This is a genomic window from Pseudomonas putida, assembly GCF_028682175.1.
In the GTDB taxonomy this organism is placed as follows: Bacteria; Pseudomonadota; Gammaproteobacteria; order Pseudomonadales; family Pseudomonadaceae; genus Aquipseudomonas; species Aquipseudomonas putida_AD.
The window spans coordinates 17,122-43,162 of record NZ_JANHKS010000028.1; the positions used below are offsets into that span (position 1 = coordinate 17,122).

The following is a 26,041-nucleotide window of genomic DNA, read 5'->3' on the forward strand; positions in this document are numbered from 1 at the left end:
GTCGTCGTCCTACAGCTATAGTGGCAAAGCAGGCACAAACTGTGCTTAGAAAATATCGTATACGAAATTACTTATCCGACTGTGTTCCATTACTTGCACCATTAGAGGCTCTTATGAAAAAGCATGGCATTGCTGTAGCCCTCCTCGCTGTAATGAGTACTTCTTTCATCAGTACGGCATTTGCCGACAAGCTCGATGACATCATTGGCTCCGGCAAGCTGCGTTGTGCGGTCACCCTGGACTTCCCGCCGATGGGCTCGCGCGATGACAAGAACAACCCGGTCGGATTCGACGTCGATTACTGCAACGACCTGGCAAAAGTGCTCGGCGTGACCGCCGAGGTAGTGGAAACCCCGTTCCCTGATCGTATTCCCGCTCTGATGTCGGGCCGCGCCGACGTGATCGTCGCCTCTACCTCCGACACCCTGGAACGCGCCAAGACCGTGGCGATGACCATCCCCTACTTCGCCTTCCAGATGGTGGTACTGACCACCGACAAGACCGGCATCAGCAAGTACGAAGACCTCAAGGGCAAGAACGTCGGCAACACCAGCGGCACCTATGAAGCCATCGCCCTGGAGAAGGACCAGAAGAAATGGGGCAGCGGCAGCTTCCGCGCCTACCAGACCCAGAACGACACCATCCTGGCCGTCGCCCAGGGCCAGATTGAAGCGTCCGTGGTGACCAACACCGTGGCCGCCGCATCGATCAAGTCCGGCAAGTACAAAGGCCTGAAAGTCGCCGGCAACGCTCCGTATGTCATCGACTACGTGTCGCTGGCCGCCAAGCGCAACGAATACGGCCTGATCCACTACCTGAACCTGTTCGTGAACCAGCAAGTGCGCTCCGGCCGCTACGACGAACTGTGGAAAAAATGGGTCGGCGACGAGATTCCACCAGCAAGCCTGACCGTACCGGGCGTCTACTACTGAGTTGAGGCCGCCTCTCCTGTAGGAGTGAGCTTGCTCGCGATGACGGTGTGTCAGGCAATGCATCTGTTGCTCATGGACCGCGATCGCGAGCAAGCTCACTCCTACAACGATCGGATTCTGACCTGGCCCTCTTTTTCAGGAGCCTTTGATGTCTGAAATTTCGTTGAACGGGCGTTGCCTGGTTGCAGGCAGTGCCCAAGGCTCATTGCTCTACGCCGATATCGGCCTCAGCTTCTGGGGCGGGGTCGAGCCGTTCACCGGTGAGGTCATCGACCGCCACCACCCCCTGAGCGGGCAAATCATTACCGGCTGCGTCCTCGCGATTCCCAGCGGGCGCGGCTCATGCACCGGCAGCAGCGTGCTGCTGGAACTGATCCTCAACGGCCACGCCCCGGCGGCGCTGGTGTTCGAGCGGGTCGAAGACATCCTGACCCTCGGTGTACTGATCGCCGAACAGATGTTTGGCCATTCGATCCCTGTCGTCAGCCTCGGCGAAGCCGGTTTTGCCGCGCTGCGCAATGTGCAGTTCGCCCGGGTCGAAGACGGCCGCGTCACCTGTTTCGACAGCCTGCCGCCGCAATTGCACGCCACCGTCAGCCCCACCCGCTCGAACACCGCCATCCAGAGCCGGATCACCCTGACCGAGATGGACCGCGGTTTTCTCGATGGCGCCTACGGCAAGGCCGCGCAGGTCGCCATGGGCATCATCCTGCGCATGGCCGAGCTGCAAGGAGCGACCGAGTTGCTGGACATCACCCAGGCGCACATCGACGGCTGCATCTACACCGGCCCCGCGAGCCTGCGCTTCGCCCGGCAACTGGTGGACTGGGGCGCCCGGGTACGGGTGCCGACCACGCTGAACTCGATCTCCGTGGACAAACGCCGCTGGCGTGAACTGGGCGTGGACCCGGCCCTGGGCGAACCCGCCAGCCAGTTGGGCGATGCCTATCTGGACATGGGCGCGAAGGTCAGTTTCACCTGCGCGCCTTACCTGCTCGACAGCGCGCCGCAACTGGGCGAGCAGATCGTCTGGGCCGAATCCAACGCCGTGGTCTATGCCAACAGCGTGATCGGCGCGCGGACGCTGAAGTACCCCGACTACCTGGACATCTGCATCGCCCTCACCGGCCGCGCACCGAAAATCGGCTGCCACCTGGCGCCCCAGCGTCACGCGACCTTGCGCATCGACGTGCCTTACATGGCCGAGCTGGACGACAGTTTCTACCCGCTGCTGGGCTACCACATCGGCCTGCTGTGCGGCGCCGAGATCCCGGTGGTCTGCGGCCTGGAACACAGGGCGCCGACCCTCGATGACTTGAAGGCCTTCGGTGCGGCATTTGCCACTACCTCGGCCGCGCCAATGTTTCATATCGCAGGCGTGACTCCGGAAGCCACCAACGCCGAACTGGCCCTTGGCGGACATCCGCCAGCCAAGACGTTGCGCATTGAAGAGATCGACCTGCTGCACAGCTGGCGTGAACTCAACAGCGCGCAAACCCCGCAAGTGGATGCCGTGACCCTGGGCAATCCGCACTTTTCAGTGAGCGAATGCGCAACCCTCGCCCAGCTATGCCACGGCCTGCGCAAGCACTCGAAGGTGGCGGTGGTGATCACCTGCGGCCGGGCCACGCTGGAAAGTGCGCAACGGGCCGGCTATGTCGCGACGCTGGAAGCCTTTGGCGTGCAGTTCGTCACCGACACGTGCTGGTGCATGCTCGCGGAACCGGTGATTCCGCCCGCGGCGAAAACGCTGATGACCAATTCCGGCAAATACGCCCACTACGCACCGGGCCTGGTGGGGCGCAACGTGCATTTCGCAAGCCTTGCCGAATGCGTCGACAGTGCCTGCACCGGCCTTGCCAGCGGTCGCCTGCCGGTCTGGTTACACGCTGCAGAACAAAAAGAGGCGCTCGTTCATGTTTGATTACACCTTCCAATGGCGCGCCGCGTTCAAGGCGTTGCCGGACATGCTGCAGGGCGCCTGGGTGACGTTCGAAACCGCTGCGCTGTCGATGATCCTGGGGGTCATCATCGCGCTGTGCCTGGTGTTCATGCGCCAGGGCAAGAACCTGATCCTCAAGGGCTTCGCCGCCACCTGGATTTCCATCGCGCGCAACACACCGTCACTGTTCCAGGTGTACATCCTGTACTTCGGCCTGGGCTCCTTCGGTATCCACATCAACTCCTGGGTGGCGTTGCTGGCCGGGATCACCATCAACAACGCAGGGTACCTGGCAGAAAACTTCCGTGGCGGCCTCAAGGCCGTGCCCGACACCCAGTTGCGCGCAGCCCGCTCCCTGGGCATGAGCGCACCGCAGGCCTATCGGCTGATCGTCATCCCGCAATTGCTGCGCATCGTCTTCTACCCGATGACCAACCAGATGGTCTGGGCGGTGCTGATGACTTCCATGGGCGTGGTCGTGGGCCTGAACAACGACCTCACCGGCGTGACGCAGAACTACAACGTCATGACCTTCCGTACCTTCGAGTTCTTTGCCATTGCGGCGGTGCTCTATTACCTGATCGCCAAGCTGATCGTGGGCCTTGCGCGCCTGCTGTCCTGGCGCCTGTTCCGGTACTGAGGAGTTGACCATGTTCGAGACCACTTTCAGTTGGGGCGATCTGCAGTACATGCTTCAAGGGGCCTGGGTCACCATCCTTTTAACTGTCATTTCGATGATTATCGGCACCATTGCCGGCGTGATCTGCGGCATGGCCCGGGCCCTCCTGCCCCGCAGCACCATCCCGCTGGCCTGGGTGCTGGATGTGTTTCGCAGTGTGCCGCTGCTGATTCAATTCGTGCTGTTCAACGCCCTCAAGAGCATCGCGGGCCTGGACTGGAGCGCCTTCACCGTGGCCTGCATCGTGCTGGGCCTGTACGTGACCGCCTACGGCACGGAAATCGTGCGCAGCGGCGTGCTCTCGGTGCCGCTGAACCTGCGCCGCGCCAGCCGCTCGCTGGGCCTGAGCTACTGGCAGGATCTGCGCCAGATCGTCATGCCGATGGCCACCCGCGTCGCCTTCCCCGGCTGGGTCAACCTGCTGTTGTCGGTGATGAAGGACACGGCGCTGGTGATGTGGATCGGCATCGTCGAGCTGCTGCGCGCCTCGCAGACCATCGTCACGCGCATTCAAGAACCGCTGCTGGTGCTGTGCATCGCAGGCCTCATCTACTACGTCATGAGTCTGGTAATCGCCCGTATCGGCGCCCGGCTGGAAACAAGGTGGCAAGAAAATGATTGAGATCGACAACGTACACAAATCATTCGGCGAGCTTGAAGTCATCAAGGGCGTCAGCCTGCAGGTCGAGAAAGGCGAAGTGGTGTCGATCATCGGCGGTTCGGGCTCGGGCAAGTCGACGCTGCTGATGTGCATCAACGGCCTTGAGTCGATCAAGAGCGGCAGCATCCGCGTGGACGGCACCGAGGTGCACGCCAAGAGCACCGACATCAACAAGCTGCGGCAGAAGATCGGCATCGTGTTCCAGCAGTGGAACGCCTTTCCGCACCTCACAGTGCTGGAAAACGTGATGCTGGCGCCACGCACCGTGCTGGGCAAGAGCAAGCAGGAAGCCGAGGCGATTGCCGTCAAGCAACTGACCCACGTGGGCCTGGGCGACAAGCTCAAGGTGTTCCCCGGCAAGCTCTCCGGCGGCCAGCAGCAACGCATGGCGATTGCCCGGGCGCTGGCGATGTCACCCAACTACATGCTGTTCGACGAAGCCACCTCGGCGCTGGACCCGCAACTGGTGGGCGAAGTGCTGGACACCATGCGCATGCTGGCCGAGGACGGCATGACCATGATCCTGGTGACCCACGAAATCCGCTTCGCCCGCGATGTGTCCGACCGCGTGGCGTTCTTCCGCAACGGCCTGGTGCATGAAATCGGCTCGCCGGACCAGGTGATAGGCAACCCGCAACGTCCGGAGACGGCGGATTTCCTCAAGTCGATCAAGTAGCACCCAAAGTCCAACCGTAGCAGCACGGCTTGCCGGCGGGGGCGTCCTTAAGGTCGCCGTCCACCTCAAGACCGCTCCCGCCGGCAAGCCGTGCTGCTACGGGGGGTGCGGTATCACCTTTTACTGGAGGGTTCCTGGCAATGCGCTCATCGAAAGTGATTCATGTGGTCAGTTGTCATGCCGAAGGCGAAGTCGGCGATGTCATCGTCGGCGGGGTCGCGCCGCCGCCGGGCGATACGATCTGGGAGCAGTCGCGCTGGATCGAGAAGGACAACGTGCTGCGCAACTTCGTGCTCAACGAACCGCGCGGCGGTGTGTTCCGTCACGTCAACCTGCTGGTGCCACCCAAGAACCCCAAGGCGCAGATGGGCTGGATCATCATGGAGCCCGCCGACGTACCGCCCATGTCCGGTTCCAACTCCCTGTGCGTGGCCACGGTGCTGCTCGACAGCGGCATCCTGCCCATGACCGAACCGGAAACCCGCCTGATTCTCGAAGCGCCGGGCGGCCTGATCGAGGCCATCGCCCAGTGCCGCGACGGCAAGGTGCAGAGCGTGGAAGTGCACAACCACCCCTCCTTCGCCGACCAGCTGGATGTGTGGATCGAAGTGCCGGGCCTGGGTTCGATTCAGGTCGACACGGCCTATGGCGGCGACAGCTTTGCCATCGTCGATTCGACGAAACTGGGCTTTTCTCTGAAGGCCGACGAGGCGAAGGATCTGGTCGAGACCGGTCTCAAGATCACCAAGGCGGCCAACGAGCAACTGGGCTTCACCCATCCGCAGAACAAGGACTGGAACCACATTTCCTTCTGCCAGATCGCCGCACCGGTCAATTACGACGGCGGCGTGGCCAACGCGGCGAACGCGGTGGTGATCCGCCCCGGCAAGATCGACCGCTCACCCTGCGGCACCGGCTGCTCGGCGCGTTTGGCGGTGTTGCATGCCAAAGGGCAGTTGAAGGTGGGCGATCGGTTTATCGGGCGCTCGATCATCGGCTCCGAATTCCATTGCAAGATCCAGAGCGAAACCGAAATCGCCGGGCGCAAGGCCATCGTGCCGAGCCTGTCGGGCCGCGCCTGGATCACCGGCACCCACCAGCACATGCTCGACCCCAGCGACCCGTGGCCTGAAGGCTATAAGCTGACCGACACCTGGCCGATCGGGTTGCAACTGTAGGAGCGCGCTTGCCCGCGATGGCGGTGGGTCAGACACATCTACATATCTGACACACCCCACCCGTAGCAGCACGGCTTGCCGGCGGGGGGGTCCTCAAGATCGCTCCCGCCGGCAAGCCGTGCTGCTACGGGGTTGTGTGTGCCTACGAGTTAGAGATTCACCACATTGACGAACCGCGAAGCGGCGGTTTCGTCGATGGTCAGGCTGGCGAAGTCGAACAGGTTGCGGTCGGCCAATTGCGACGGTACGACGTTCTGCAAACTGCGGAAGATCATTTCCGAGCGGCCTGGCGTCTTGCGGTCCCACTCCTGGAGCATGTCCTTGACCACCTGGCGCTGCAGGTTCTCCTGAGAACCGCAGAGGTTGCAGGGGATGATCGGGAACTGCTTCATGTCCGAATAGGCCTGGATGTCCTTCTCGGCGCAGTACGCCAGCGGGCGGATCACCACGTTGCGGCCGTCGTCGGCACGCAGCTTGGGCGGCATGGCCTTGATGGTGCCGTTGAAGAACATGTTCAGGAAGAAGGTCTCGACGATGTCGTCGCGGTGGTGACCGAGCGCCATCTTGGTCGCGCCGATTTCATCTGCGAAGGTGTACAGCGTGCCGCGACGCAGGCGCGAGCACAGCGAACAGGTGGTCTTGCCTTCCGGAATCAGCTCCTTGACCACCGAATAGGTGTCTTTCTCGACGATGTGGTATTCCACGCCCAGCTCTTTGAGGTAGGCCGGCAGCACGTGCTCGGGGAAGCCAGGTTGTTTCTGGTCCATATTCACGGCGACGATGTCGAACTTGATCGGCGCGACCTTCTGCAGGTGCATCAGCACGTCGAGCATGGTGTAGCTGTCCTTGCCGCCGGACAGGCAGACCATGACCTTGTCGCCCTCTTCAATCATGTTGAAATCGGCCACCGCTTCGCCTGCGAGCCTGCGCAGACGCTTCTGCAGTTTGTTCTGATTGACTGAAAGGGTGCCCATGGCGCTGATGTCCGCTCGCTGTAACTTGAGGAAAGGGGCGGTATTTTACGCATAAACGCCAGAGCTGGTAATGCCTGCTGATCGCGCAATTCAGGAGCACCATCGACCCTGTAGGAGTGAGCTTGCTCGCGATAGCGGTGTGTCAGGAACATTTGCGTATCTGACACTCCGCTATCGCGAGCAAGCTCACTCCTACAGGGGGCGGTGCTGGAAATGTACCGTTCATCCCCCTGTAATGGTTTCTTGATCGCCAACAGCTATTAATAACCCTCTTGAATGACCCAATTACTCTAAAGCCCACGGTTTCCGTGGCTTGCAGCTTTCTATACTGGCAAATGAGGTCGCAGCCGTTTTCCTTGTTGAGATTGTGGCCTTGCCCTGGCGGCATATGGCCGGTCAGGTGCGACGGCGTCCACCACGAGGAGTAACGGGCATGATCCATCACGTTTGGGGGTTGTTCACCCACCCCGATCAGGAATGGCAACAGATACGTGGCGATAAGGAAGAAACCATCGGCCACATGTACCTCACCCACACGCTGGTTCTAGCGGCGATACCGGCCATTTCAGCCTACATCGGCACCACGCAGGTCGGCTGGGTCATCGGCAGCCGCGCGCCGGTCATGCTGACCAGCGAAAGCGCGATCTGGATGACGATCATGTCCTACATCGCCATGCTCGCAGGCGTCGGCGTCATGGGCGGCTTCATTCACTGGATGGCGCGCACCTACGACGCCTCACCCAGCCTTGCCCGCTGTGTGGCGTTCGCGACCTACACCGCCACGCCGTTGTTCCTTGGCGGGCTGGCGGCGCTGTACCCGCACATGTGGCTGGGGATGATGGTGGGCCTGGCGGCGGTCTGCTACACGGTTTACCTGCTGTATGTGGGCTTGCCGGTGTTCATGAACATTCACCCGGACGAAGGCTTCATGTTCTCAAGCTCGGTGTTGGCGGTGGGCCTGGTGGTGCTGGTGGCGATCATGGCGTTCACCGTGGTGCTCTGGGGCATCGGCGTGGGGCCTGAGTACACCAACTGACCTGATGGAATGACATATTCCTCGTAGCAGCACGGCTTGCCGGCGGGGGCAATTTCAAGGACGCCCCCGCTGGCAAGCCATGCTGCTACGGTTGTATTGCGGTGGATTCTCGACCATTCGGCAGCTTGAGTTTTCGGCCAGCACTCGCTTTGCGGCATACTCGCCTCCTCTGGAGACCGATGAAGCATGCTCGAGCAACTCAATTCCCGCGTCGAATCCTGTTACCAACTCGCTGAAGACTTTTTCAAACGCCCTTTCAAACGCCCGGTCGTGAGCCTCAAGCTGCGCGGCCAGAAGGCCGGTGTCGCGCACCTGCACGAAAACCTGCTGCGCTTCAATCCGCAACTGTACCGCGAAAACAGCGAAGACTTCCTGCGCCAGACTGTGGCCCACGAAGTCGCGCACCTGGTCGCCCATCAACTGTTCGGCGACAGCATCGCGCCCCACGGCGAAGAGTGGCAACTGATCATGCGCGGCGTGTACGAACTGCCGCCCAACCGCTGCCACACCTACGAAATCCAGCGTCGCCGCGTGACCCGCTACATCTACCGCTGCCCGTGCCCCGAGAGCGATTTTGCGTTTTCCACGCAAAGGCACAAGCTGGTGCACAAAGGGCGGCGTTACCTGTGCCGTAGGTGCCGGGAGATCCTGGTGTTCAGCGGTGAGACGCGGGTGGAATGACACCCGCATCGCGCATCGCGTCGATCTGCTGCTGATCGAACCCCGCCTCCAGCAGCACCTGCTCGCTGTGCGCGCCTGCCGCCGCACCGATGAATCGTTGCGCGGGCAACCCTTGCGAGAACTTCAGCGGGCAGGCCATCTGCGCTTGCAGGCTGCCATCGGGCCTTGGAACCTGGGTTACCACTCTGCGGGCCTGCAACTGAGGATGGCCGACGGCCTCTGACAGGCTCAGCACCGGTTCGACACAGGCGTCTATCGTTGAGAACAGCCCTTGAAGTTCATCGAAACTGCGGCGTTCGAATTCCATTTGCAGCGCTTGCTTGATGAAGGCCTGGTCAGCTGCCTCGGCGGATAACCCTTTCGCCGCCAGCTCCGGCCGTTCCAGGGCGGTGCACAGCGCCTGCATGAACACCGGCTCCAGGCTGCCCACGGAAAACCAGCGCCCGTCGCGGCTGCGGTAATAGTCGTAGTAACTGCCGCCATTGAGTATCTGACCTTCAGGCTGGGGTTCGACACCGGCCGCCAGATACCCCGCCCCCGCCAGCGCATTCAGGCTGAAGGCGCAGTCGGTCATGCTCACGTCCACATACTGCCCCTGCCCGGTCTGCTGGCGTGCAACCACGGCCGCGAGCAGGCCGACCACGCCATGCAGCGAACCGCCCGCCACGTCTGCCACCTGTACACCCGAAGGCGAAGGGCCTGAGTCCTTGCGTCCGGTATGGCTGGTGACCCCGGCCAGGGCCAGGTAGTTGATGTCGTGGCCTGCACGCTCGCGATACGGCCCTGTCTGGCCGTAACCGGTGATGGCGACGTAGATCAGCCGCGGGTTGATCGCCTTGAGCGCCTCATAGCCGATTCCCAGCCGGTCCATCACTCCGGGCCTGAACTGCTCCAGCACGATGTCGTAATCAGCCACCAGCCGCTTGATGACCTCCACCGCCTGGGGCTGCTTGAGGTCCAGCGCCAGACTGCGCTTGTTACGATTGAGATACGCGTGGCTTGCCGAAACACCCTGATCGAAGGGCGGCAGCTCACGCAAAAGGTCCAGCCGGGTAGGCGACTCGATCCGCAGCACCTGCGCCCCCATGTCCGCCAGCAACAGCGAAGCGAAGGGCCCGGGCAACAACGTGGAGAAATCGAGAACCTTGAGCGACGACAGCGGACCTTGCATGCGTGGGCTTCCCTGAATGGTGGCTGAGGTCAGAGTAGGCAGGGCGTTGGATGTCGGCAATGACCCAAGCCGACATCAGGGCTGACGCATTCTCTGTGGGAGCGGGCTCGCCCGCGAAGGCGTCAGGCCTGGCAACACGTCTTTGACTGGCCCACCGCATTCGCGGGCAAGCCCGCTCCCACAGGGTTTTGTGTTGGCTACACACTGGGTTTTCTATGGCCACACACAGGGTTTTGTGTTGGCCAAACACAGGGTTTTCTATTGGCCACAAAAAAGCCTGTCCGAAGACAGGCTTTTTTTCAACACGCCAGGCGTATTACGAACGGGTTGCCTGAGGAGTGCCTTCGGCAACGCCCAGGTCGTCCTGCGGACGCATGTCTTCGATGGCACGGCCGCCCGAGGCCAGTTCGGCCTGCATTTGCGGCACATCCAGTTCCTTGACCCACTTGGCGACAACCAGGGTGGCAACAGCGTTACCGACCAGGTTGGTCAGGGCGCGGGCTTCGGACATGAAGCGGTCGATACCCAGGATCAGCGCAAGGCCCGCTACCGGCAGATGACCTACAGCCGACAGGGTGGCTGCCAGCACGATGAAGCCGGAACCGGTCACGCCAGCCGCGCCCTTGGAGGACAGCAAGAGCACCAGCAGCAGGGTGATCTGGTGGGTGATGTCCATGTGGGTGTTGGTCGCCTGAGCGATGAACACGGCCGCCATGGTCAGGTAGATCGAAGTGCCGTCCAGGTTGAACGAGTAACCGGTCGGGATCACCAGACCCACGACGGATTTCTTCGCGCCCAGGCGCTCCATCTTGATCAGCATGCGTGGCAGGGCCGATTCCGAAGAGGAAGTACCCAGCACGATCAGCAGTTCTTCACGGATGTACTTGATGAGCTTGATGACGCTGAAACCGTGGGCGCGAGCGATACCGCCCAGTACCACCAGCACGAACAGCAGGCAGGTGATGTAGAAGCACAGCATCAGCTGGCCCAGTTGCACCAGGGTGCTCACGCCGTAGGCGCCGATGGTGAAGGCCATGGCACCCAGCGCACCCAGTGGCGCCAGCTTCATGATCATGTTGATGATGTTGAACATCACGTGGGCGAAGCGATCGATGAAGTCCAGAACCGGCTTGCCGTAGGCACCCAGGCGGTGCAGGGCGAAACCGAAGATCACCGAGAACATCAGCACTTGCAGGATGTCACCGTTGGCGAAGGCGCCGACGATGGTGTTCGGGATCACGTTCAGGATGAAGCCGATCACGCTCTGATCCTGGCCTGCGGTGACGTAGGCAGCGATCTTGGAAGCGTCGAGGGTCGAGACGTCGACGTTCATGCCGGCACCCGGCTGAACCACGTTGACCACGACCAGGCCGATGATCAGCGAGATGGTGGAGACGATTTCGAAGTACAGCAGCGCGTAGCCGCCGGTCTTGCCCACGGATTTCATGCTCTGCATGCCAGCGATGCCGCTGACCACGGTGCAGAAGATGATGGGGGCGATGACCATTTTGATCAGTTTGATGAACCCGTCACCCAGCGGCTTGAGGGCCTTGCCGGCATCGGGGTACCAGTGACCGATTGCAATACCGATGATGATTGCAACGATTACCTGGAAATACAGGGATTTGTAGAGTGGCTGACGAGTCGTCATTGCAGTTTCCTCAAGAGCATCGGGCTGAATCATTCCTGATACACCGACACCTAAAGTACGAACCCTCCTGCTCGGAGGGATTTGTTTTTGTCGAGCTGCGCGAGGCAGGTCTCTGCTCGTTGTATCGCAAGCCCCGTGCCACTATTGGAAAATTCCCCGAAAGCCCCGTGCGGCATGGACTGTCTGGTTAACCCTAGCTAAAAAAGCCCCATCGCGATGGCGGATTTCCGCCAACTCTCGAAAAATAAGCGCTGGTATTGGCGGGTATCCGCCTTGTCCGGGGCCTGCATGCCTGCCTACCATCAGTCACTTTCATTCTCGGTGCGACGACCTGCCCCGCCATGCGCCATCGAACCATTGCCAGCCACTTTGCCCGCGCCGTGCTGCAGGGCGCCCGCCGCTATGATCTGGACTGCCAGCCGATCCTCGCGCAGGCCGGCATCACCCCTGAATTGCTCAACGAGCCCCGCGCACGCATCGCGCCGGAACAGTTCGCGCTGCTGATCCAGCTGGTGTGGCGGGCGCTGGACGACGAATACATGGGGTTTGGCCTGGCGCCCAGCAAACGCGGCACCTTTGCCATGATGTGCCACGCGCTGATCCACTGCCGCACGCTGGACAAGGCCCTGCAGCGCGGCTTCAGGTTCTACGGGCTGTTTGCCGATTCGCCACGCCTGAGCCTTGAACGGGAGGGCGACTGGGTGCGTTTATGCCTGGATGAAAGCAGCCTGCGCGATCCGGAGCACTTTTTAAGCGAATCGCTGCTGGTGATCTGGCATCGCCTGGCCAGTTGGCTGATTGGCCAGCGCATCCGCCTGGATCACGCCACCTTCGCGTATCCGAAACCTGCCCACAGCGCCGAGTACGACCTGCTGTTCTATTGCCCGATGACCTTCGACGCCGGCCAGACCGCACTGACCTTTCACGCCCGCTACCTGAGCATGCCGCTGCTGCAGGACGAACGTACGTTGAAGCGCTTTCTGGAACGCTCGCCCGCCGACCTGCTGGCGCGCCCGGACGAGGGTGACAGTCTCACCAGCCAGTTGCGCCGCCTGCTCAGCCGTGACTGCACCCAGTGGCCGGACCTGGAAACCGTGGCCGATCACCTGCATATCAGCCCCCAGACCCTGCGCCGGCATCTGCGCGACGAAGGCACGAGTTTTCAGGGGTTGAAGGACGAACTGCGGCGGGACATGGCGATTTTTCATCTGGGCCAGGCGGACCTGTCGTTGCAGCAGATCGCCGAGCAACTGGGGTTTTCGGAGCCTTCGGCGTTCCACCGGGCGTTCAAGAAATGGACCGGACTGACGCCGGGCGCGTATCGCGAGAAGGAAGCCTGACGGGCCCCCTTCAAATCGCGAACTTGATCCTGAACGCCGCGCCGCCCAGGTCCGAATCACCCAGGGTCAACTGCGCGCCGTAGCTTTCGATGATGTCCTTGACCACCGCAAGCCCGATCCCCTGCCCCGGGTTCTGCCGGTCCAGGCGTTCGCCACGTTCGAGAATTCGCGCCCGCTGGCTCTGGGGCACGCCAGGCCCGTCATCCTCGATGCACAACTCATCGCCCATCATCGACGGCCGCCAGCTCACCCGCACCTGGCCGATGCACAGGCGATAGGCGTTTTCCAGCAGGTTGCCGAGCATTTCCAGCAAGGCGCCCTCCTCCATCTGCACCTGGCAGTCGTCGGGCAGGTCGAGTACCACCTGCACCCGCTTGTCGCGATAGACCTTCTCCAGCGTGTTGCACAGGCTCTCGACCACGGGCTTGAGGCTGACGTGATGCCGCACCAGCCCGCTCTTGCGCAGGCTGGCGCGCTGCAACTGATAGCCGATCTGCTGGCTCATGCGCTCGATCTGCGATTGCAGGATGCGCGCCTGCTCCAGATCCTCGGGGCGTTTGGCGATGGTTTCACTCACACCCTGCAACACCGCCAGCGGGGTTTTCAGGCTGTGGGCCAGGTCGCCCAGCGAGTCACGATAACGAATGCGCTGCTCACGCTCGCTGCGCAGCAGGCGGTTAAGCGAGCCGGTCAGGCGCAGCAGTTCGCTGGGGTGCTCCTCGCTGAGGCTTTCCCTGGAGCCAGTCTCGACCTGATCGAGCTCCTGGCTCATGCCTTTGAGTGCCCGCAGGCCCCAGGTCAGGCCGCCCCACAGCAGCGTCAGCAGCACCAGCAAGGCCGCGCCGAAGCCCAGGTAAAGCTTCTCGCGCAGGCCGGAAATGGTTTCCTGATATTCGCGCACCGGTTGCAGCGCCACGATGCTGAACGCCGCGTTGCGCCCACCCAACAGCTTGATCTCGACGTCATAGACGAAAAACTCTTCGCCATTGGGCTGGCGAATCTTCGCGAACTCGGTTCCGCGCCCGTCATAGCGCGGCTGGTAGTCGATCTCTTCGTCTTCGGTGGCACGGGAGCGCCACACCAGCTTGCCGGAGCGGTTATAGATGTAGCCCAGCAGGCGGCTGTCAGGCAGGCTGAACTGCTCGCCGGGCAGCAAGGTAGGCATCAATAGCCGGTCATCCTCGACCCGTGCGGCAGAAATCAGCGTGGTGACATCGGACGCCAGGCGTTTCTCGATGGAGCTTTCCAGCGCCAGGCTGAAAGCGCTCTGCAACGCCGGCAACATCAGCAACATGAAAATGACCGCCAGGGTGGCGGCGGCCAGCATCAGGCGAACGCGAAGCGATCGAATCATCGGCAGCGCTCGGTGAAGAGGTAACCCAGGCCGCGCACAGTATCGATCGGCTTGAACCCTGCCGGCCCTTCGAGCTTGCGACGCAGACGCCCGACCAGCACTTCGATCACGTTCGGATCGCGCTCGTCGTCATCGGGGTACAACTGCTCCATCAGGCGTTCCTTGGGCACCACCTGCTGATGGTGGCGCATGAGGTATTCCAGGATCCGGTATTCGTAGGCGGTGAGTGCCAGCGGCTGCTCATCCAGCGACGCCTGCTTGCGGTTCAGGTCAAGCAGCAAGGGGCCAGCGGTGATGGTGGACTGGGTGAAACCGCTGGAGCGGCGCAGCAGTGCGTTCATCCGCGCTTCCAGCTCTTCGAACTGGAACGGCTTGACCACATAGTCGTCGGCACCGGCGGCGAGGCCTTCGACCTTGTCCTGCCAGTTGCCGCGGGCGGTGAGGATCAGGATCGGAAACGCCTTGTTCTGGGCGCGCAGTTGACGGATCAGATCGAGGCCGCCCATGCCCGGCAGGCCGAGGTCGATCACCGCCAGGTCGTGATTGAACTGGGCGGCCTGGTACAGCGCCTCGTCGGCATTGCCCACCGCTTCGACCACGTGGCCGCTTTCGGTCAGGCGGGTCTGCAGGTGGTGGCGCAACAGGGCTTCATCTTCGACAACCAGCAACTTCATGCATATCTCCCCTCAATGTCCTGCCGAACCCGGCAAAACCTGAAAATAGTGCTGCCGGGGTCACGCATCGCATGAACCCGGCAGTGTTCCAGCCATCCGCGCTTCAGAAATTGTAGTTGGCGGCCAGGTAAGTCTGGGCGCTGCTGTCGAGCTTCAGCGAGCCAACCTTGGCCGCGTGGTGCGGCGCGACCTCGACGCTGGCATTGCTGCGCAGGTAACGATAACCCAACTCTACCGACGCGTTCTGTGCAACTTGCTGCAACACACCTGCCTGCAGGCCTGCGGCATAGCCCATGCCGGTATCACGGCTCATGCCGCTGCTTTCCTGGGACAGCTTGGTGACGCCCAGGGTGGCGCCGCCGAACAGCTTGGTGCTGGCGCCGATCGGAGAGAACAGGTCATAGCTGCCCAGCAGGTTTTCCTGACGCAGTTTCAGGCCGTTGTGGCTGGCGGAAACGTTGTCGTAGGTGGCGTAGTAGCGGCTGTCAGCGTTCTGCTGGCCCAGCCGGACACCCCAGGTGCTGTTCTTGTGGATGATGTGGTCCGCGTGGGGAGCGTTCAGGTTGCGGTTGATGCCGTTGGATTTGGAAATCTTGTCGCTGGTGTTGCCGTAGGTGACACCGCCGAATGTGCTGCTACCCTCAGAGGCTTGAGCGACTGCGCTGCCGCCTACGAATGCCAGGGCCATGATGAGCTGATTGATCTTGAGCATGGTTATGTCCTTATAAGCGCTTGGCGCTTGCTGTGAATACGGGACTCAAGGTAATGCGCCATCGCTGAACTCCCACTGAACGTGCACTGAACCTGCGCTGAACGTTCGCCAATGGATCGATCCGGCGCCTGATCAGTCCATTGCTTGTGCACTGTCGCCCCGTACCCCTCTAAGACCCCAGGAGAGATGACCATGCGATTGCTGATTGCCCTGACCCTCATGTGCCTTGCAGGCCTGGCCCAGGCCGAGATCAAGACCCGCACCCTCGACTACCAGGCCGCCGATGGCACCAGGCTCGTGGGCTATTACGCCTACGACGACGCGATCAAGGGCCCGCGCCCGGGTGTCGTGGTGGTTCACGAATGGTGGGGCCTGAATGATTACGCCAAGCGCCGGGCTCGTGATCTGGCCGCGCTGGGCTACAGCGCCATGGCCATCGATATGTATGGCGAAGGCAAGAACACCGAGCATCCCAAGGACGCCATGGCCTTCATGACCGCCGCGACCAAGGACGCTGCCGCCTCGGCCAAGCGCTTCGATGCAGGCCTTGAGCAATTGAAGAAGCAGCCCGAGACCAACCCGCAGAAAATCGCCGCCATCGGCTACTGCTTTGGCGGCGGCGTCGTGCTGGATGCAGCCCGTCGCGGCGAGCCACTGGCGGCGGTGGTGAGCTTCCACGGCGCGCTGGCGACCAAGACCCCGGCCAAGGCAGGCGTGACCAAAACGCCGATGCTGGTCGAACACGGCAACGGCGACACCATGGTCACCGCGCAGAACGTCGCGGACTTCAAAAAGGAAATGGATGCGGCCAAGGCTGACTACAAGTTCGTCGGCATCGACGGCGCCAAGCACGGCTTCACCAACCCCGACGCCGACAAGCTCAGCCACGGCGACCACGGCGGCCCGGACATCGGCTACAACCAGGCTGCGGACATGAGCTCGTGGGCCGACATGAAGGCGTTCCTCAAGGAGCAGTTCGCGAAGAACTCGACGCTCTGAAGCCCACCACATCTCCCGTAGCAGCACGGCTTGCCGGCGGGAGCGTAGTGTCAGTGAGTGATGAGTCGTCTGACACTACGCTCCCGCCGGCAAGCGGAGCGCCGCCCGGCCGGGCTGCTACAGGGGGTGTATTCAATGCCATTTGCTTTCCGGCAAAATGCCGACCCATGACCCAGACACTCCCCCCCTGCTGCCCCATCCTCACCACCCACTGGCCCCTGCCCCACCCGCTGGCCAATGTGGTGCTGGTCAGCGGCCGGTTCGATCCACAGCAACTCACCGACGGCGATTTTTCGCGCTGCCTGATCGAGCCGCCCGCGAGCATCCAGCGCTCGGTGGCCAAGCGTCAGGCGGAGTTTCTCGCCGGGCGGCTGTGCGCGCGGGAGGCGATGCGTCAGCTGGACGGTCGCCTTCACGTGCCACCGATTGGCGATGACCGTGCACCGACCTGGCCCGCCGATCTGTGCGGCTCGATCACCCACAGCACCGGCTGGGCTGCGGCGCTGGTGGCCCATAAACACCACTGGCGCGGCTTGGGGCTGGATGTCGAGCAGGTAATGAGCAGCGAGCGCGCCGCCCGCCTGGCCGGAGAAATCCTCACCGCCTACGAACTGCAACGCATGGCCCAAGGGCCTGAGCATCAGGTCGCGCTACGGGTCACCCTGACCTTCTCGCTCAAAGAAGCGCTGTTCAAGGCGCTCTACCCCATCGTGCTCAAGCGCTTCTATTTTGAAGATGCCGAGTTATTGCAGTGGTCAGAGGACGGCAGCGCCCGCTTGCGGCTGAAGATCGACCTGTCTGAGGAATGGCACAGCGGCAAGGAGCTCGACGCGCAGTTCAGCGTGCAGGATGGGCAGTTGTTGAGCCTTGTAGCAATCCCAGCTTCACCACCTCCCCTGTAGGAGTGAGCTTGCTCGCGATTGCCATCTATCCAATACACCTACGGATCTGACATACCGCAATCGCGAGCAAGCTCACTCCTACAGGTCCGTGTTTTTTGATGGGCAATGCTCACACCGTCCCACCCACTCCACCTGATAACTCAAACAGCAACTTCGCCGCTGCCTGCGGGGAGGTCGTTCTATATAGGTGATGGTATTGAACAGCGGATTGGGCTGCCCATCGGTCTGCAAACGCTCACGCAGCAGTCGATGAGCCGGCTCCAGCGAAACGTCACTAACCAACGCCAGCCGCCGCAGGCAGGTCTCCAGATAATCCCCGGCGCTGCTCCAGAACACCGACGCTCCCACGCCAGCGTAGGCGCTCAATGCATCGATCACCTTGCGCAAATGGACCAACAACGGTCCGAATCGCGTGAATGGGTCAGATGACGGTGACAGCGAAACTCGGTCCCCGAAAAACCTCACCCCGTCGAGCAACCCGCGCTCGTTCACCGCAAACGCCACCTCATCGAGCCCCAGCGGCCAACTGACGTCATCCACCAGGCTTGCCACCACGACAGGTGGAATAAGCTGCATGAAGTAATACTTGGCAAACTGCGACACCAGTACCGGGCGCTTCTCGGGCATCAACTCCGGGCCATAGACGCGCAGCAACAGCCGATCCAGCGTCACAGGCTGCAACAGTTCAGGCACCGCAACGACCGCCCACTGTTCATCGACTACCAACGTCTCGGCAAAAGGTGCGAGCGCCCCCGCGAACAATCCGGAATTCACGGTTCACCCTGCTGGCGCGGCCAGGTCAGGCTGAAGCACGCCCCGCCCAGCCCCTGGCTGCGACCGATCAGCGCCCGGCCGCCGTGCCAGTAGATGATCCGCCGCACAATCGACAAGCCCAACCCGTGGCCGCCAGAGGCTCGGGTGCGGCTGTCGTCCAGGCGCATGAAGGGCGTGAAGATTCGCTCCCAGGCGCTTTCCGGCACACCGGGGCCATCGTCCTCGACATCGATCCGGCAGCGCTCCTGACTCAACTGAAAACCGACCCGCACCTGGGATTCGGCGTGACGCATCGCATTGCTCACCAGATTCTGCAAAGCCCGGTGCAGATAACGCGGCTCAGCCTCGACCCAGGCCTGGGCATCATCGCCCACCGCCACCGATTGCCCGCGACTGACCCGCACATTGGCCCGCAATGGCGCCAGTTCAGCGACCACCTGGTCGATCAGCGCCGCCAGATCGATGCGCTGGTAATTGAGCGTCGGCGAGCCCTGCTCAAGCCGCGCGTAGGTCAGCATCTCGTCCACCAGCTTGTCCAGGTCCTGGATGTCGTTGTCCATGCCGATCATGTACTTGTGGCGCGCCTCCGGGGTGCTGGCATCGCCGATCATCTCAAGCCCGAAGCGCAGGCGCGCCACCGGGGTGCGCAGCTCGTGGGACACCGCCCGCACCAGCTCGCGCTGGATGGTCAACGAACGCTGCAGGTGCTCGGCCATGCCGTTGAACGCCGAGGCCAGCCGGCCCACCGAGTCCGCGCCTGACTCAGGCACGCGGGTTTCCAGACTGCCCTGAGCGATCTGCGTGGCGGCCGCTTCCAGTCCGCGCAGGCGATGTTCCAGCCGCCGCACCAGCAGATACACCACCAGCCCGATCAGGCACAGGCCGAGAAAGGCGATCAGCACCAGCAGCTCAGGCGGGTACGGGTTCATCTGGTACAGCGGACCGATTTCGAGCACCCACTGCGTCTCGCCGACGCCCGACAGCACCCGGATCGAGTCGCCGCCCTTGCCCAGCGCCATCACCGTGTCGCCTTCGTCGATGCGCCGGCGCTGGTCATCGTCGACGTCTGCCTGTTCGAGCCGGATCAGGTGCATGTCAAAGCCGAAACCTTTGCTCAGGCGCAGGGTTTCCAGACGAATCGGCTGCTCATCCACGGGAAATCGCACCAGCTCGTCCAGCAGCAGGAAAATCGTCGCCCGTGCCAGTTGCTCGCTGATCTGCTGCACCTCGCCGGTCAACAGTAACGCGCTGCCGGGCTTGCCAGCGGTCGCCGGTATCACCTCGCGAAACACCCGCGCGGCATGGGGGCCGGTCTTCTCGACCACCACCTGGCCGCGGCTCAGGCGATTGCGCGCGCCGCCGTCCAGATGCGCCTGCTCGGCGGTCTGCAGCGACAGCGGAATGCCCATCAGGCGCTCCCACACCGCCAAGGCCCGGATGCGTTCGATATCGTTCATCGGCGCAAGGTTGTCGCCCATCAAGGCGAAGGTGCCGTGGGCCAGTTGTTCGCGGTATTGCTCGGCGCGCACCTTGTTGACCAGGTGCAGCGTCAACACGCCCAGCAGCGCGACCAGCACCAGTACGCCCAGCATGCCGCCATATATACGCAGGAAAATGGAGTTCATGCCGTAGTCACCTGACTCAACCGTTCAGCATGAAGTTGGTCACGTCCCGGGCCGCTTCGGGCACGAACAGGTAGCCCTTGTTGCGCACGGTCTTTATCAGACGCGGGTGGACGGGGTCGTCGCCGATGCGCGGGCGAATCTTCGAGATGCGCACGTCGATGGAGCGGTCCTGCCCGTCGTAGCCCACGCCACGCAGGGCGGTGAAGATTTCCTCGCGGGACAGGATACGCCCGGCATTCGCCACCAAGAGCCACAACAGGTCAAATTCGGCGCTGGTCAGGTCGATGCTGCGCCCGCTGAGCCAGGCCTCGCGCAGGGCGTTGTCGACGATCAACGGGCCGAAGGTCAGGCGCCGCTCCTCTCGGGCTGGTTCGTCGGGGGTGTCGCTGCGGCGCAGCAGGGCGTGTACCCGCGCCAGCAACACTCGCGGATGCACCGGTTTGCAGACGTAATCGTCGGCGCCGGTGTCCAGGCCCTGAATCTGATCGCTGTCGTCGGTGCGCGCGGTGAGCATCAGGATGGGGCCGTCATAGCGCCCGCGCACCTTGCGGCAGATGCTCAGGCCATCCTCACCGGGCAGCATCAGGTCGAGAATCACCAGTGCCGGCTGCTCGTCGACGATCCGCTGCACCGCCCGCGCACCGTTGCCCTCAAGGCTCACGCGCAGGCCGTTGCTCTCCAGGTAATCGCGGGTCAGTTCGGCCAGCCGAAGGTCGTCCTCGACGATCAGCACCTGCCAGGGCTCTTGCTGCACGATCCGTGTCTCCTGATGTTGTTCTTATCGATACCCGACACTGCGGGTCATTCTACCCACTGCCCCAACATGACACACCTCATTCAAAACGCCCCACAACCAGCCTTGCCAACCCCACTTTCTGTGATAGGGTTCGCGCCCGCAAAAAACCGGGCAACTCTTTTTGCAGGCTGAAAAAACAGTGACCGGCGGCCCATCCCAGTGGTTACGCGGCCTACGTGGGATTTCCCCAATTCCCACACAAATTACACACAGACTTATCCACAGCTCGTACATTGCATTTAGTGTCACGAGCACATAATCTAGTACCTCGTTGCTCAGCCAGCCCCTACATGTAGGGTTTAGGCCGAAAAACCAAACACAAATGACCGAGAGATTTCAAGCCTTTTTCTCGCGCCAAACGGGTTGACTTACCCTCTGTTTCACCGCCTGACCGCTCACACGCGAATGGCAGACACCACGCTTCATGATCTGCGCGTTACGGTACAAGTGTTGCAACATAAAAACTGCATATTGAACAAGCTTTTACAGGGTGCCAGCCACAGAGCCGCGCCCTTTTGGACTTCAAAGCCAGGGTCGGCAATCCTTCAGCCTTCCCATCCGTTTTGAAGTCATTGGATCGACACTCGTCGGTCAACTGCTTCAAGACGGAACGGTGGGTACGCAACCCGTGCCCAAATAAACATAGAGAACGTGGAGACACCCATGCAAACAGACACAACTCGCGAGAATCCGCAGGCCATTGCGCCGCAGACAGGTGCGACCCAGCAGGACCTGTCCGCCACCGCTCCGGGTCAGCTTCGCGTGATCAAGCGTAACGGCACCGTCGTTGCGTACACCGATGACAAGATCACCGTCGCCATCACCAAGGCTTTCCTCGCAGTTGAAGGCGGCACTGCCGCTGCGTCTTCGCGCATCCACGACACCGTTGCGCGCCTGACCGAGCAGGTCACCGCGACCTTCAAGCGTCGCATGCCTTCGGGCGGCACCATCCACATCGAAGAAATCCAGGATCAGGTAGAACTGGCGCTGATGCGCGCTGGCGAGCAAAAAGTGGCTCGCGACTACGTGATCTACCGTAACGACCGCTCCAAAGAGCGTGCCGGTCGTGGCGGCGAAGCGCCGGTCCAGGCTCACCCGTCGATCCGCATCACTGCCAAAGACGGCAGCCTGGTGCCACTGGACATGGGCCGTCTGAACACCATCGTCACCGAAGCGTGCGAAGGCCTGGCCGAAGTCGACGCCAACCTGATCCAGAACGAAACCCTGAAGAACCTCTACGACGGCGTAGCGCTGACTGACGTCAACACCGCCCTGGTGATGACCGCGCGTACCCTCGTTGAACGCGAGCCGAACTACTCGTTCGTGACCGCGCGCCTGCTGATGGACACCCTGCGTGCCGAAGGCCTGGGCTTCCTGGGCGTAGCCGAAAGCGCTACCCACCACGAAATGGCCGACCTGTATGCCAAGGCGCTGCCTGCGTACGTTGCCAAGGGTATCGAGTTCGAACTGCTGAACCCTGTGCTGGCCGAATTCGACCTGGAAAAACTGGGCAAGGCGATCAACCACGAGCGCGACCAGCAATTCACCTACCTGGGCCTGCAAACCCTGTACGACCGTTACTTCATCCACAAGGATGGCGTGCGTTTCGAACTGCCGCAGATCTTCTTCATGCGTGTGGCCATGGGCCTGGCAATCGAAGAGAAAGCCCGTGAAGACCGCGCCATCGAGTTCTACAACCTGCTGTCGTCCTTCGACTACATGGCCTCGACCCCGACCCTGTTCAACGCCGGTACCCTGCGTCCACAACTGTCGAGCTGCTACCTGACCACCGTTCCGGATGACCTGTCGGGCATTTACCACGCCATCCACGACAACGCCATGCTGTCCAAATTCGCAGGCGGCCTGGGCAACGACTGGACTCCGGTTCGCGCGCTGGGCTCGTACATCAAGGGCACCAACGGCAAATCCCAGGGCGTCGTACCCTTCCTGAAAGTGGTCAACGACACCGCTGTTGCAGTGAACCAGGGCGGCAAGCGCAAGGGCGCTGTCTGTGCCTACCTGGAAACCTGGCACATGGACATCGAAGAGTTCATCGAGCTGCGCAAGAACACCGGTGACGATCGTCGTCGTACCCACGACATGAACACCGCCAACTGGATCCCTGACCTGTTCATGAAGCGCGTCTTCGACGACGGCAAGTGGACCCTGTTCTCGCCATCCGAAGTCCCGGACCTGCACGACCTGACCGGTAAAGCCTTCGAAGAGCGCTACGAGTACTACGAAGCGCTGACCGAGTACCCAGGCAAGGTCAAGCTGTTCAAGACCATCCAGGCCAAAGACCTGTGGCGCAAGATGCTGTCCATGCTGTTCGAAACCGGCCACCCATGGCTGACCTTCAAGGATCCGTGCAACCTGCGCTCGCCGCAGCAGCACGTGGGCGTGGTCCACAGCTCGAACCTGTGCACCGAGATCACCCTCAACACCAACAAGGACGAGATCGCGGTCTGCAACCTGGGCTCGATCAACCTGCCGAACCACATCGTCAACGGCAAACTGGACACCGACAAGCTCAAGCGCACCGTCGACGTAGCCGTTCGCATGCTCGATAACGTCATCGACATCAACTACTACTCCGTGCCACAGGCGAAGAACTCCAACTTCCGTCACCGTCCGGTCGGCCTGGGCATCATGGGCTTCCAGGACGCTCTGTACCTGCAGCACATCGCCTACGGCTCCGACGCTGCCGTCGAGTTCGCCGACCGCTCCATGGAAGCCGTCAGCTACTACGCCATCCAGGCTTCCTGCGACCTGGCCGACGAGCGCGGCGCCTACGAGACGTTCCAGGGCTCGCTGTGGTCCAAAGGCATCCTGCCGCTGGATTCGCAACAGATCCTGATCGAGGCTCGTGGCCAGAAGTACATCGACGTCGACCTGAATGAAACCCTGGACTGGGCGCCTGTCCGTGCCCGCGTTCGGAAAGGCATTCGTAACTCGAACATCATGGCCATCGCACCGACCGCCACCATCGCCAACATCACTGGCGTATCGCAGTCGATCGAACCGACCTACCAGAACCTGTACGTGAAATCGAACCTCTCGGGCGAATTCACCGTGATCAACCCGTACCTGGTTCGCGACCTCAAGGCGCGCGACCTGTGGGACTCGGTCATGATCAACGACCTCAAGTACTACGACGGTTCGGTACAACAGATCGAGCGCATCCCGCAGGAGCTCAAAGACCTCTACGCCACCGCGTTCGAAGTCGATGCCCGCTGGATCGTCGACGCAGCAAGCCGTCGCCAGAAGTGGATCGACCAGGCTCAGTCCCTGAACCTGTACATCGCTGGCGCCTCGGGCAAGAAGCTGGACGTGACCTACCGCATGGCCTGGTACCGTGGTCTGAAAACCACCTACTACCTCCGTGCCCTGGCCGCGACCAGCACCGAGAAATCGACCATCAACACCGGCAAGCTCAACGCAGTATCCAGCGGCGGCCACGGCCCGGACGACTCGGCGATCACCGCCCCACGTCCAGCCGAAGCAGCGCCGGCAGGTCCGGCACCCGTGCCGAAAGCCTGCGCCATTGACGAGCCGGATTGCGAGGCTTGCCAATAATCACGCTGGACGCCGCACGTTTCTGAACGGCGTCCGCGTTGTTGCCGAGTTTTCCGGCCTCCTCACGTACTAATGTACGCTCCGGGGTCCGAAAAACTCGGCGCCTAGCGGCCACTCGCCCAGATTCGCGCTCTTCATGCGGCGCCAGTCATACAAAGCAAAATCAGGGGCACCGTCCCCAAGACTTCATGTTCTTTGCGTGCAACGCCTGATACGCAACCAACACTCAAGATCCATCCGGTCAGTCATTACCACTGACCCTCAAGCAGGAGACTCAACGTCATGCTGAGCTGGGACGAATTCGACAAAGAAGACGCCGTCGCTGAACCCGTGAAAGGCGCCAACGCCGGCCACGCTTCGGAAGCCGCCATGGACAAACTCGACAGCGCCGGTGGTGCCGCCGCTCGAGAAGCACGCGCCGTCAACACCAGTGACTCCGCCGCCGTCGCCCGCGCCAAAGCCGCGCTGGACAAACTCGACATCGCCGAAGGCCTGGCCGAACTCGAAGGCTCCGCCGCACGCGTTGCCGTCGACGAAAAGCGCATGATCAACTGCCGCGCCGACCTCAACCAACTCGTACCTTTCAAGTACGACTGGGCCTGGCAGAAGTACTTGGACGGCTGCGCAAACCACTGGATGCCGCAAGAAGTCAACATGACCGCCGACATCGCCCTCTGGAAAAACCCGGAAGGCCTGACCGACGACGAACGCCGCATCGTCATGCGCAACCTGGGCTTCTTCTCCACTGCCGACTCCCTGGTTGCCAACAACCTCGCGCTGGCCGTGTATCGCCTGATCACCAACCCTGAATGCCGCCAGTACATCCTGCGCCAGGCCTTCGAGGAAGCGATCCACACTCACGCCTACCAGTACTGCATCGAATCGCTGGGCATGGACGAAGGCGAAATCTTCAACATGTACCACGAGATCCCGTCGGTCGCGAAAAAAGCCGCCTGGGGCCTCAAATACACCCGCGCCATCTCCGACCCGGAATTCAACACCGGCACCGTCGAAACCGACAAAGAGCTGCTGCGCAACCTGATCGCCTACTACTGCGTCCTGGAAGGCATCTTCTTCTACTGCGGCTTCACCCAGATCCTCTCCATGGGCCGCCGCAACAAAATGACCGGCGTCGCAGAACAGTTCCAATACATCCTGCGCGACGAATCCATGCACCTGAACTTCGGCATCGACGTGATCAACCAGATCAAGATCGAAAACCCACACCTGTGGGACGCCGAACTGAAGGAAGAAGCCAGCCAGATGATTCTGCAAGGCACCCAACTGGAAATCGAATACGCCCGCGACACCATGCCACGCGGCGTACTGGGCATGAACGCCGCGATGATGGAGGACTACCTCAAATTCATCGCCAACCGTCGCCTGTCGCAGATTGGTTTGAAAGAAGAGTATCCAGGGACCACCAACCCGTTCCCATGGATGAGCGAAATCATGGACTTGAAGAAAGAGAAGAATTTCTTTGAGACGCGAGTGATTGAGTATCAGACGGGTGGGGCGTTGAGCTGGGATTGATTTGATCCTGCTTTCACCGGTTGGAATGCAAAGGGGCTGCCAGAGATGGCAGCCCTTTTTTGTACATGATCGTTCCCACGCTCCGCGTGGGAACGCAGCCCAAGACGCTCCGCGTCGCCCCCTAACCCCAACAACCCGAAGCACCCAGAAACACCAATCCTCTCAAACTCAATCG

22 protein-coding genes are annotated in these 26,041 nt (G+C 61.7%); 13 read left to right on the plus strand and 9 right to left on the minus strand.

Annotated features, from left to right (window positions below; translation table 11 throughout):
- Positions 1-113: 113 nt before the first annotated feature.
- The 6 genes from NPS29_RS18650 to NPS29_RS18675 all read left to right on the plus strand — a co-directional run bounded on the left by NPS29_RS18650 (position 114) and on the right by NPS29_RS18675 (position 6,068).
- Positions 114-932, plus strand: a complete 819-nt coding sequence (locus NPS29_RS18650; RefSeq protein ID WP_425312533.1) for a transporter substrate-binding domain-containing protein — start codon at positions 114-116, stop codon at positions 930-932.
- Positions 933-1,080: 148 nt separating this feature from the next.
- On the plus strand, positions 1,081-2,856 hold the full coding sequence (locus tag NPS29_RS18655) for an aconitase X (protein WP_274134222.1): 1,776 nt from the start codon (positions 1,081-1,083) through the stop codon (positions 2,854-2,856).
- A complete protein-coding gene (locus NPS29_RS18660; protein WP_274134223.1) occupies positions 2,849-3,514 on the plus strand; it encodes an amino acid ABC transporter permease in 666 nt (221 codons plus the stop codon). The genes NPS29_RS18655 and NPS29_RS18660 overlap by 8 nt, the downstream gene beginning before the upstream one ends.
- 10 nt (positions 3,515-3,524) lie before the next feature.
- Complete coding sequence (locus tag NPS29_RS18665) at positions 3,525-4,175, plus strand: amino acid ABC transporter permease (protein WP_274134224.1); 651 nt, start codon at positions 3,525-3,527, stop codon at positions 4,173-4,175.
- The gene (locus NPS29_RS18670) at positions 4,168-4,890 is read left to right on the plus strand and encodes an amino acid ABC transporter ATP-binding protein (protein WP_274134225.1); all 723 of its coding nucleotides are present in this window, start codon (positions 4,168-4,170) and stop codon (positions 4,888-4,890) included. The genes NPS29_RS18665 and NPS29_RS18670 overlap by 8 nt, the downstream gene beginning before the upstream one ends.
- A gap of 140 nt (positions 4,891-5,030) precedes the next feature.
- Complete coding sequence (locus NPS29_RS18675) at positions 5,031-6,068, plus strand: trans-3-hydroxy-L-proline dehydratase (RefSeq protein ID WP_274134226.1); 1,038 nt, start codon at positions 5,031-5,033, stop codon at positions 6,066-6,068.
- A gap of 149 nt (positions 6,069-6,217) precedes the next feature.
- On the opposite strand, the gene ttcA is transcribed toward NPS29_RS18675, so the two are convergent.
- A complete protein-coding gene (ttcA, locus tag NPS29_RS18680) occupies positions 6,218-7,042 on the minus strand; it encodes a tRNA 2-thiocytidine(32) synthetase TtcA (RefSeq protein ID WP_274134227.1) in 825 nt (274 codons plus the stop codon).
- A gap of 433 nt (positions 7,043-7,475) precedes the next feature.
- On the opposite strand from ttcA, the gene NPS29_RS18685 reads away from it, so the two are divergent.
- Both NPS29_RS18685 and NPS29_RS18690 read left to right on the plus strand, forming a co-directional pair.
- On the plus strand, positions 7,476-8,078 hold the full coding sequence (locus tag NPS29_RS18685) for a Yip1 family protein (RefSeq protein ID WP_274134228.1): 603 nt from the start codon (positions 7,476-7,478) through the stop codon (positions 8,076-8,078).
- 186 nt (positions 8,079-8,264) lie between these two features.
- Positions 8,265-8,759, plus strand: coding sequence for a SprT family zinc-dependent metalloprotease (locus NPS29_RS18690; RefSeq protein ID WP_274134229.1), 495 nt, complete (start codon positions 8,265-8,267; stop codon positions 8,757-8,759).
- On the opposite strand, the gene NPS29_RS18695 is transcribed toward NPS29_RS18690, so the two are convergent.
- Positions 8,734-9,930: a CaiB/BaiF CoA transferase family protein gene (locus NPS29_RS18695; protein WP_274134230.1), complete on the minus strand. Its 1,197-nt coding sequence runs from the start codon at positions 9,928-9,930 to the stop codon at positions 8,734-8,736. The two genes, NPS29_RS18690 and NPS29_RS18695, sit on opposite strands and share 26 nt — an antisense overlap.
- 316 nt (positions 9,931-10,246) lie before the next feature.
- Complete coding sequence (locus tag NPS29_RS18700; protein WP_274134231.1) at positions 10,247-11,581, minus strand: dicarboxylate/amino acid:cation symporter; 1,335 nt, start codon at positions 11,579-11,581, stop codon at positions 10,247-10,249.
- A gap of 341 nt (positions 11,582-11,922) precedes the next feature.
- On the opposite strand from NPS29_RS18700, the gene NPS29_RS18705 reads away from it, so the two are divergent.
- Positions 11,923-12,921 (plus strand): AraC family transcriptional regulator, encoded by a 999-nt coding sequence (locus NPS29_RS18705; RefSeq protein WP_274134232.1) that lies wholly within the window; start codon positions 11,923-11,925, stop codon positions 12,919-12,921.
- A gap of 10 nt (positions 12,922-12,931) precedes the next feature.
- Here NPS29_RS18705 and NPS29_RS18710 read toward each other — a convergent pair whose 3' ends face one another.
- From NPS29_RS18710 to NPS29_RS18720, 3 genes are all read right to left on the minus strand, one after another.
- On the minus strand, positions 12,932-14,275 hold the full coding sequence (locus NPS29_RS18710; protein WP_274134233.1) for an ATP-binding protein: 1,344 nt from the start codon (positions 14,273-14,275) through the stop codon (positions 12,932-12,934).
- The gene (locus tag NPS29_RS18715) at positions 14,272-14,949 is read right to left on the minus strand and encodes a response regulator (RefSeq protein WP_274134234.1); all 678 of its coding nucleotides are present in this window, start codon (positions 14,947-14,949) and stop codon (positions 14,272-14,274) included. The genes NPS29_RS18710 and NPS29_RS18715 overlap by 4 nt, the downstream gene beginning before the upstream one ends.
- A gap of 103 nt (positions 14,950-15,052) precedes the next feature.
- Positions 15,053-15,661 (minus strand): hypothetical protein, encoded by a 609-nt coding sequence (locus NPS29_RS18720; protein ID WP_274134235.1) that lies wholly within the window; start codon positions 15,659-15,661, stop codon positions 15,053-15,055.
- A 192-nt stretch (positions 15,662-15,853) separates the two neighbouring features.
- On the opposite strand from NPS29_RS18720, the gene NPS29_RS18725 reads away from it, so the two are divergent.
- Both NPS29_RS18725 and NPS29_RS18730 read left to right on the plus strand, forming a co-directional pair.
- Positions 15,854-16,660 carry a dienelactone hydrolase family protein gene (locus tag NPS29_RS18725; protein WP_274134236.1) on the plus strand — a complete coding sequence of 269 codons (807 nt, stop codon included), beginning with the start codon at positions 15,854-15,856 and terminating at the stop codon, positions 16,658-16,660.
- 167 nt (positions 16,661-16,827) lie between these two features.
- The gene (locus NPS29_RS18730) at positions 16,828-17,562 is read left to right on the plus strand and encodes a 4'-phosphopantetheinyl transferase family protein (RefSeq protein ID WP_274134237.1); all 735 of its coding nucleotides are present in this window, start codon (positions 16,828-16,830) and stop codon (positions 17,560-17,562) included.
- Between the two features lie 78 nt (positions 17,563-17,640).
- Here NPS29_RS18730 and fhuF read toward each other — a convergent pair whose 3' ends face one another.
- The 3 genes from fhuF to NPS29_RS18745 are packed head-to-tail and all read right to left on the minus strand — an operon-like array spanning position 17,641 to position 20,715.
- Positions 17,641-18,336, minus strand: a complete 696-nt coding sequence (gene fhuF / locus NPS29_RS18735) for a siderophore-iron reductase FhuF (protein WP_425312534.1) — start codon at positions 18,334-18,336, stop codon at positions 17,641-17,643.
- Positions 18,333-19,961, minus strand: a complete 1,629-nt coding sequence (locus tag NPS29_RS18740; RefSeq protein ID WP_274134238.1) for an ATP-binding protein — start codon at positions 19,959-19,961, stop codon at positions 18,333-18,335. Before NPS29_RS18740 ends, fhuF begins: the two co-directional genes overlap by 4 nt.
- A 16-nt stretch (positions 19,962-19,977) precedes the next feature.
- Positions 19,978-20,715: a response regulator gene (locus tag NPS29_RS18745; protein WP_274134239.1), complete on the minus strand. Its 738-nt coding sequence runs from the start codon at positions 20,713-20,715 to the stop codon at positions 19,978-19,980.
- 705 nt (positions 20,716-21,420) lie between these two features.
- Between NPS29_RS18745 and NPS29_RS18750 the strand changes: the two genes are divergently transcribed.
- Positions 21,421-24,333, plus strand: a complete 2,913-nt coding sequence (locus NPS29_RS18750; RefSeq protein ID WP_274134240.1) for a ribonucleoside-diphosphate reductase subunit alpha — start codon at positions 21,421-21,423, stop codon at positions 24,331-24,333.
- A gap of 282 nt (positions 24,334-24,615) precedes the next feature.
- The gene (locus NPS29_RS18755; protein ID WP_274134241.1) at positions 24,616-25,866 is read left to right on the plus strand and encodes a ribonucleotide-diphosphate reductase subunit beta; all 1,251 of its coding nucleotides are present in this window, start codon (positions 24,616-24,618) and stop codon (positions 25,864-25,866) included.
- The last annotated feature ends 175 nt before the right edge of the window (positions 25,867-26,041 follow it).

What these genes read in the sequence shown, in the direction of transcription:
- NPS29_RS18655 (WP_274134222.1), top strand. Translation starts at nt 1,081, where the DNA reads ATGTCTGAAATTTCGTTGAACGGGCGTTGCCTGGTTGCAGGCAGTGCC.
- NPS29_RS18660 (WP_274134223.1), top strand. Translation starts at nt 2,849, where the DNA reads ATGTTTGATTACACCTTCCAATGGCGCGCCGCGTTCAAGGCGTTGCCG.
- ttcA (WP_274134227.1), bottom strand. Translation starts at nt 7,042, where the DNA reads ATGGGCACCCTTTCAGTCAATCAGAACAAACTGCAGAAGCGTCTGCGC.
- NPS29_RS18755 (WP_274134241.1), top strand. Translation starts at nt 24,616, where the DNA reads ATGCTGAGCTGGGACGAATTCGACAAAGAAGACGCCGTCGCTGAACCC.
- NPS29_RS18720 (WP_274134235.1), bottom strand. Translation starts at nt 15,661, where the DNA reads ATGCTCAAGATCAATCAGCTCATCATGGCCCTGGCATTCGTAGGCGGC.
- NPS29_RS18705 (WP_274134232.1), top strand. Translation starts at nt 11,923, where the DNA reads ATGCGCCATCGAACCATTGCCAGCCACTTTGCCCGCGCCGTGCTGCAG.
- NPS29_RS18730 (WP_274134237.1), top strand. Translation starts at nt 16,828, where the DNA reads ATGACCCAGACACTCCCCCCCTGCTGCCCCATCCTCACCACCCACTGG.
- NPS29_RS18740 (WP_274134238.1), bottom strand. Translation starts at nt 19,961, where the DNA reads ATGAACTCCATTTTCCTGCGTATATATGGCGGCATGCTGGGCGTACTG.
- NPS29_RS18700 (WP_274134231.1), bottom strand. Translation starts at nt 11,581, where the DNA reads ATGACGACTCGTCAGCCACTCTACAAATCCCTGTATTTCCAGGTAATC.
- NPS29_RS18665 (WP_274134224.1), top strand. Translation starts at nt 3,525, where the DNA reads ATGTTCGAGACCACTTTCAGTTGGGGCGATCTGCAGTACATGCTTCAA.
- NPS29_RS18670 (WP_274134225.1), top strand. Translation starts at nt 4,168, where the DNA reads ATGATTGAGATCGACAACGTACACAAATCATTCGGCGAGCTTGAAGTC.
- NPS29_RS18675 (WP_274134226.1), top strand. Translation starts at nt 5,031, where the DNA reads ATGCGCTCATCGAAAGTGATTCATGTGGTCAGTTGTCATGCCGAAGGC.
- NPS29_RS18650 (WP_425312533.1), top strand. Translation starts at nt 114, where the DNA reads ATGAAAAAGCATGGCATTGCTGTAGCCCTCCTCGCTGTAATGAGTACT.
- NPS29_RS18750 (WP_274134240.1), top strand. Translation starts at nt 21,421, where the DNA reads ATGCAAACAGACACAACTCGCGAGAATCCGCAGGCCATTGCGCCGCAG.
- NPS29_RS18710 (WP_274134233.1), bottom strand. Translation starts at nt 14,275, where the DNA reads ATGATTCGATCGCTTCGCGTTCGCCTGATGCTGGCCGCCGCCACCCTG.
- NPS29_RS18690 (WP_274134229.1), top strand. Translation starts at nt 8,265, where the DNA reads ATGCTCGAGCAACTCAATTCCCGCGTCGAATCCTGTTACCAACTCGCT.
- NPS29_RS18725 (WP_274134236.1), top strand. Translation starts at nt 15,854, where the DNA reads ATGCGATTGCTGATTGCCCTGACCCTCATGTGCCTTGCAGGCCTGGCC.
- NPS29_RS18695 (WP_274134230.1), bottom strand. Translation starts at nt 9,930, where the DNA reads ATGCAAGGTCCGCTGTCGTCGCTCAAGGTTCTCGATTTCTCCACGTTG.
- NPS29_RS18685 (WP_274134228.1), top strand. Translation starts at nt 7,476, where the DNA reads ATGATCCATCACGTTTGGGGGTTGTTCACCCACCCCGATCAGGAATGG.
- NPS29_RS18715 (WP_274134234.1), bottom strand. Translation starts at nt 14,949, where the DNA reads ATGAAGTTGCTGGTTGTCGAAGATGAAGCCCTGTTGCGCCACCACCTG.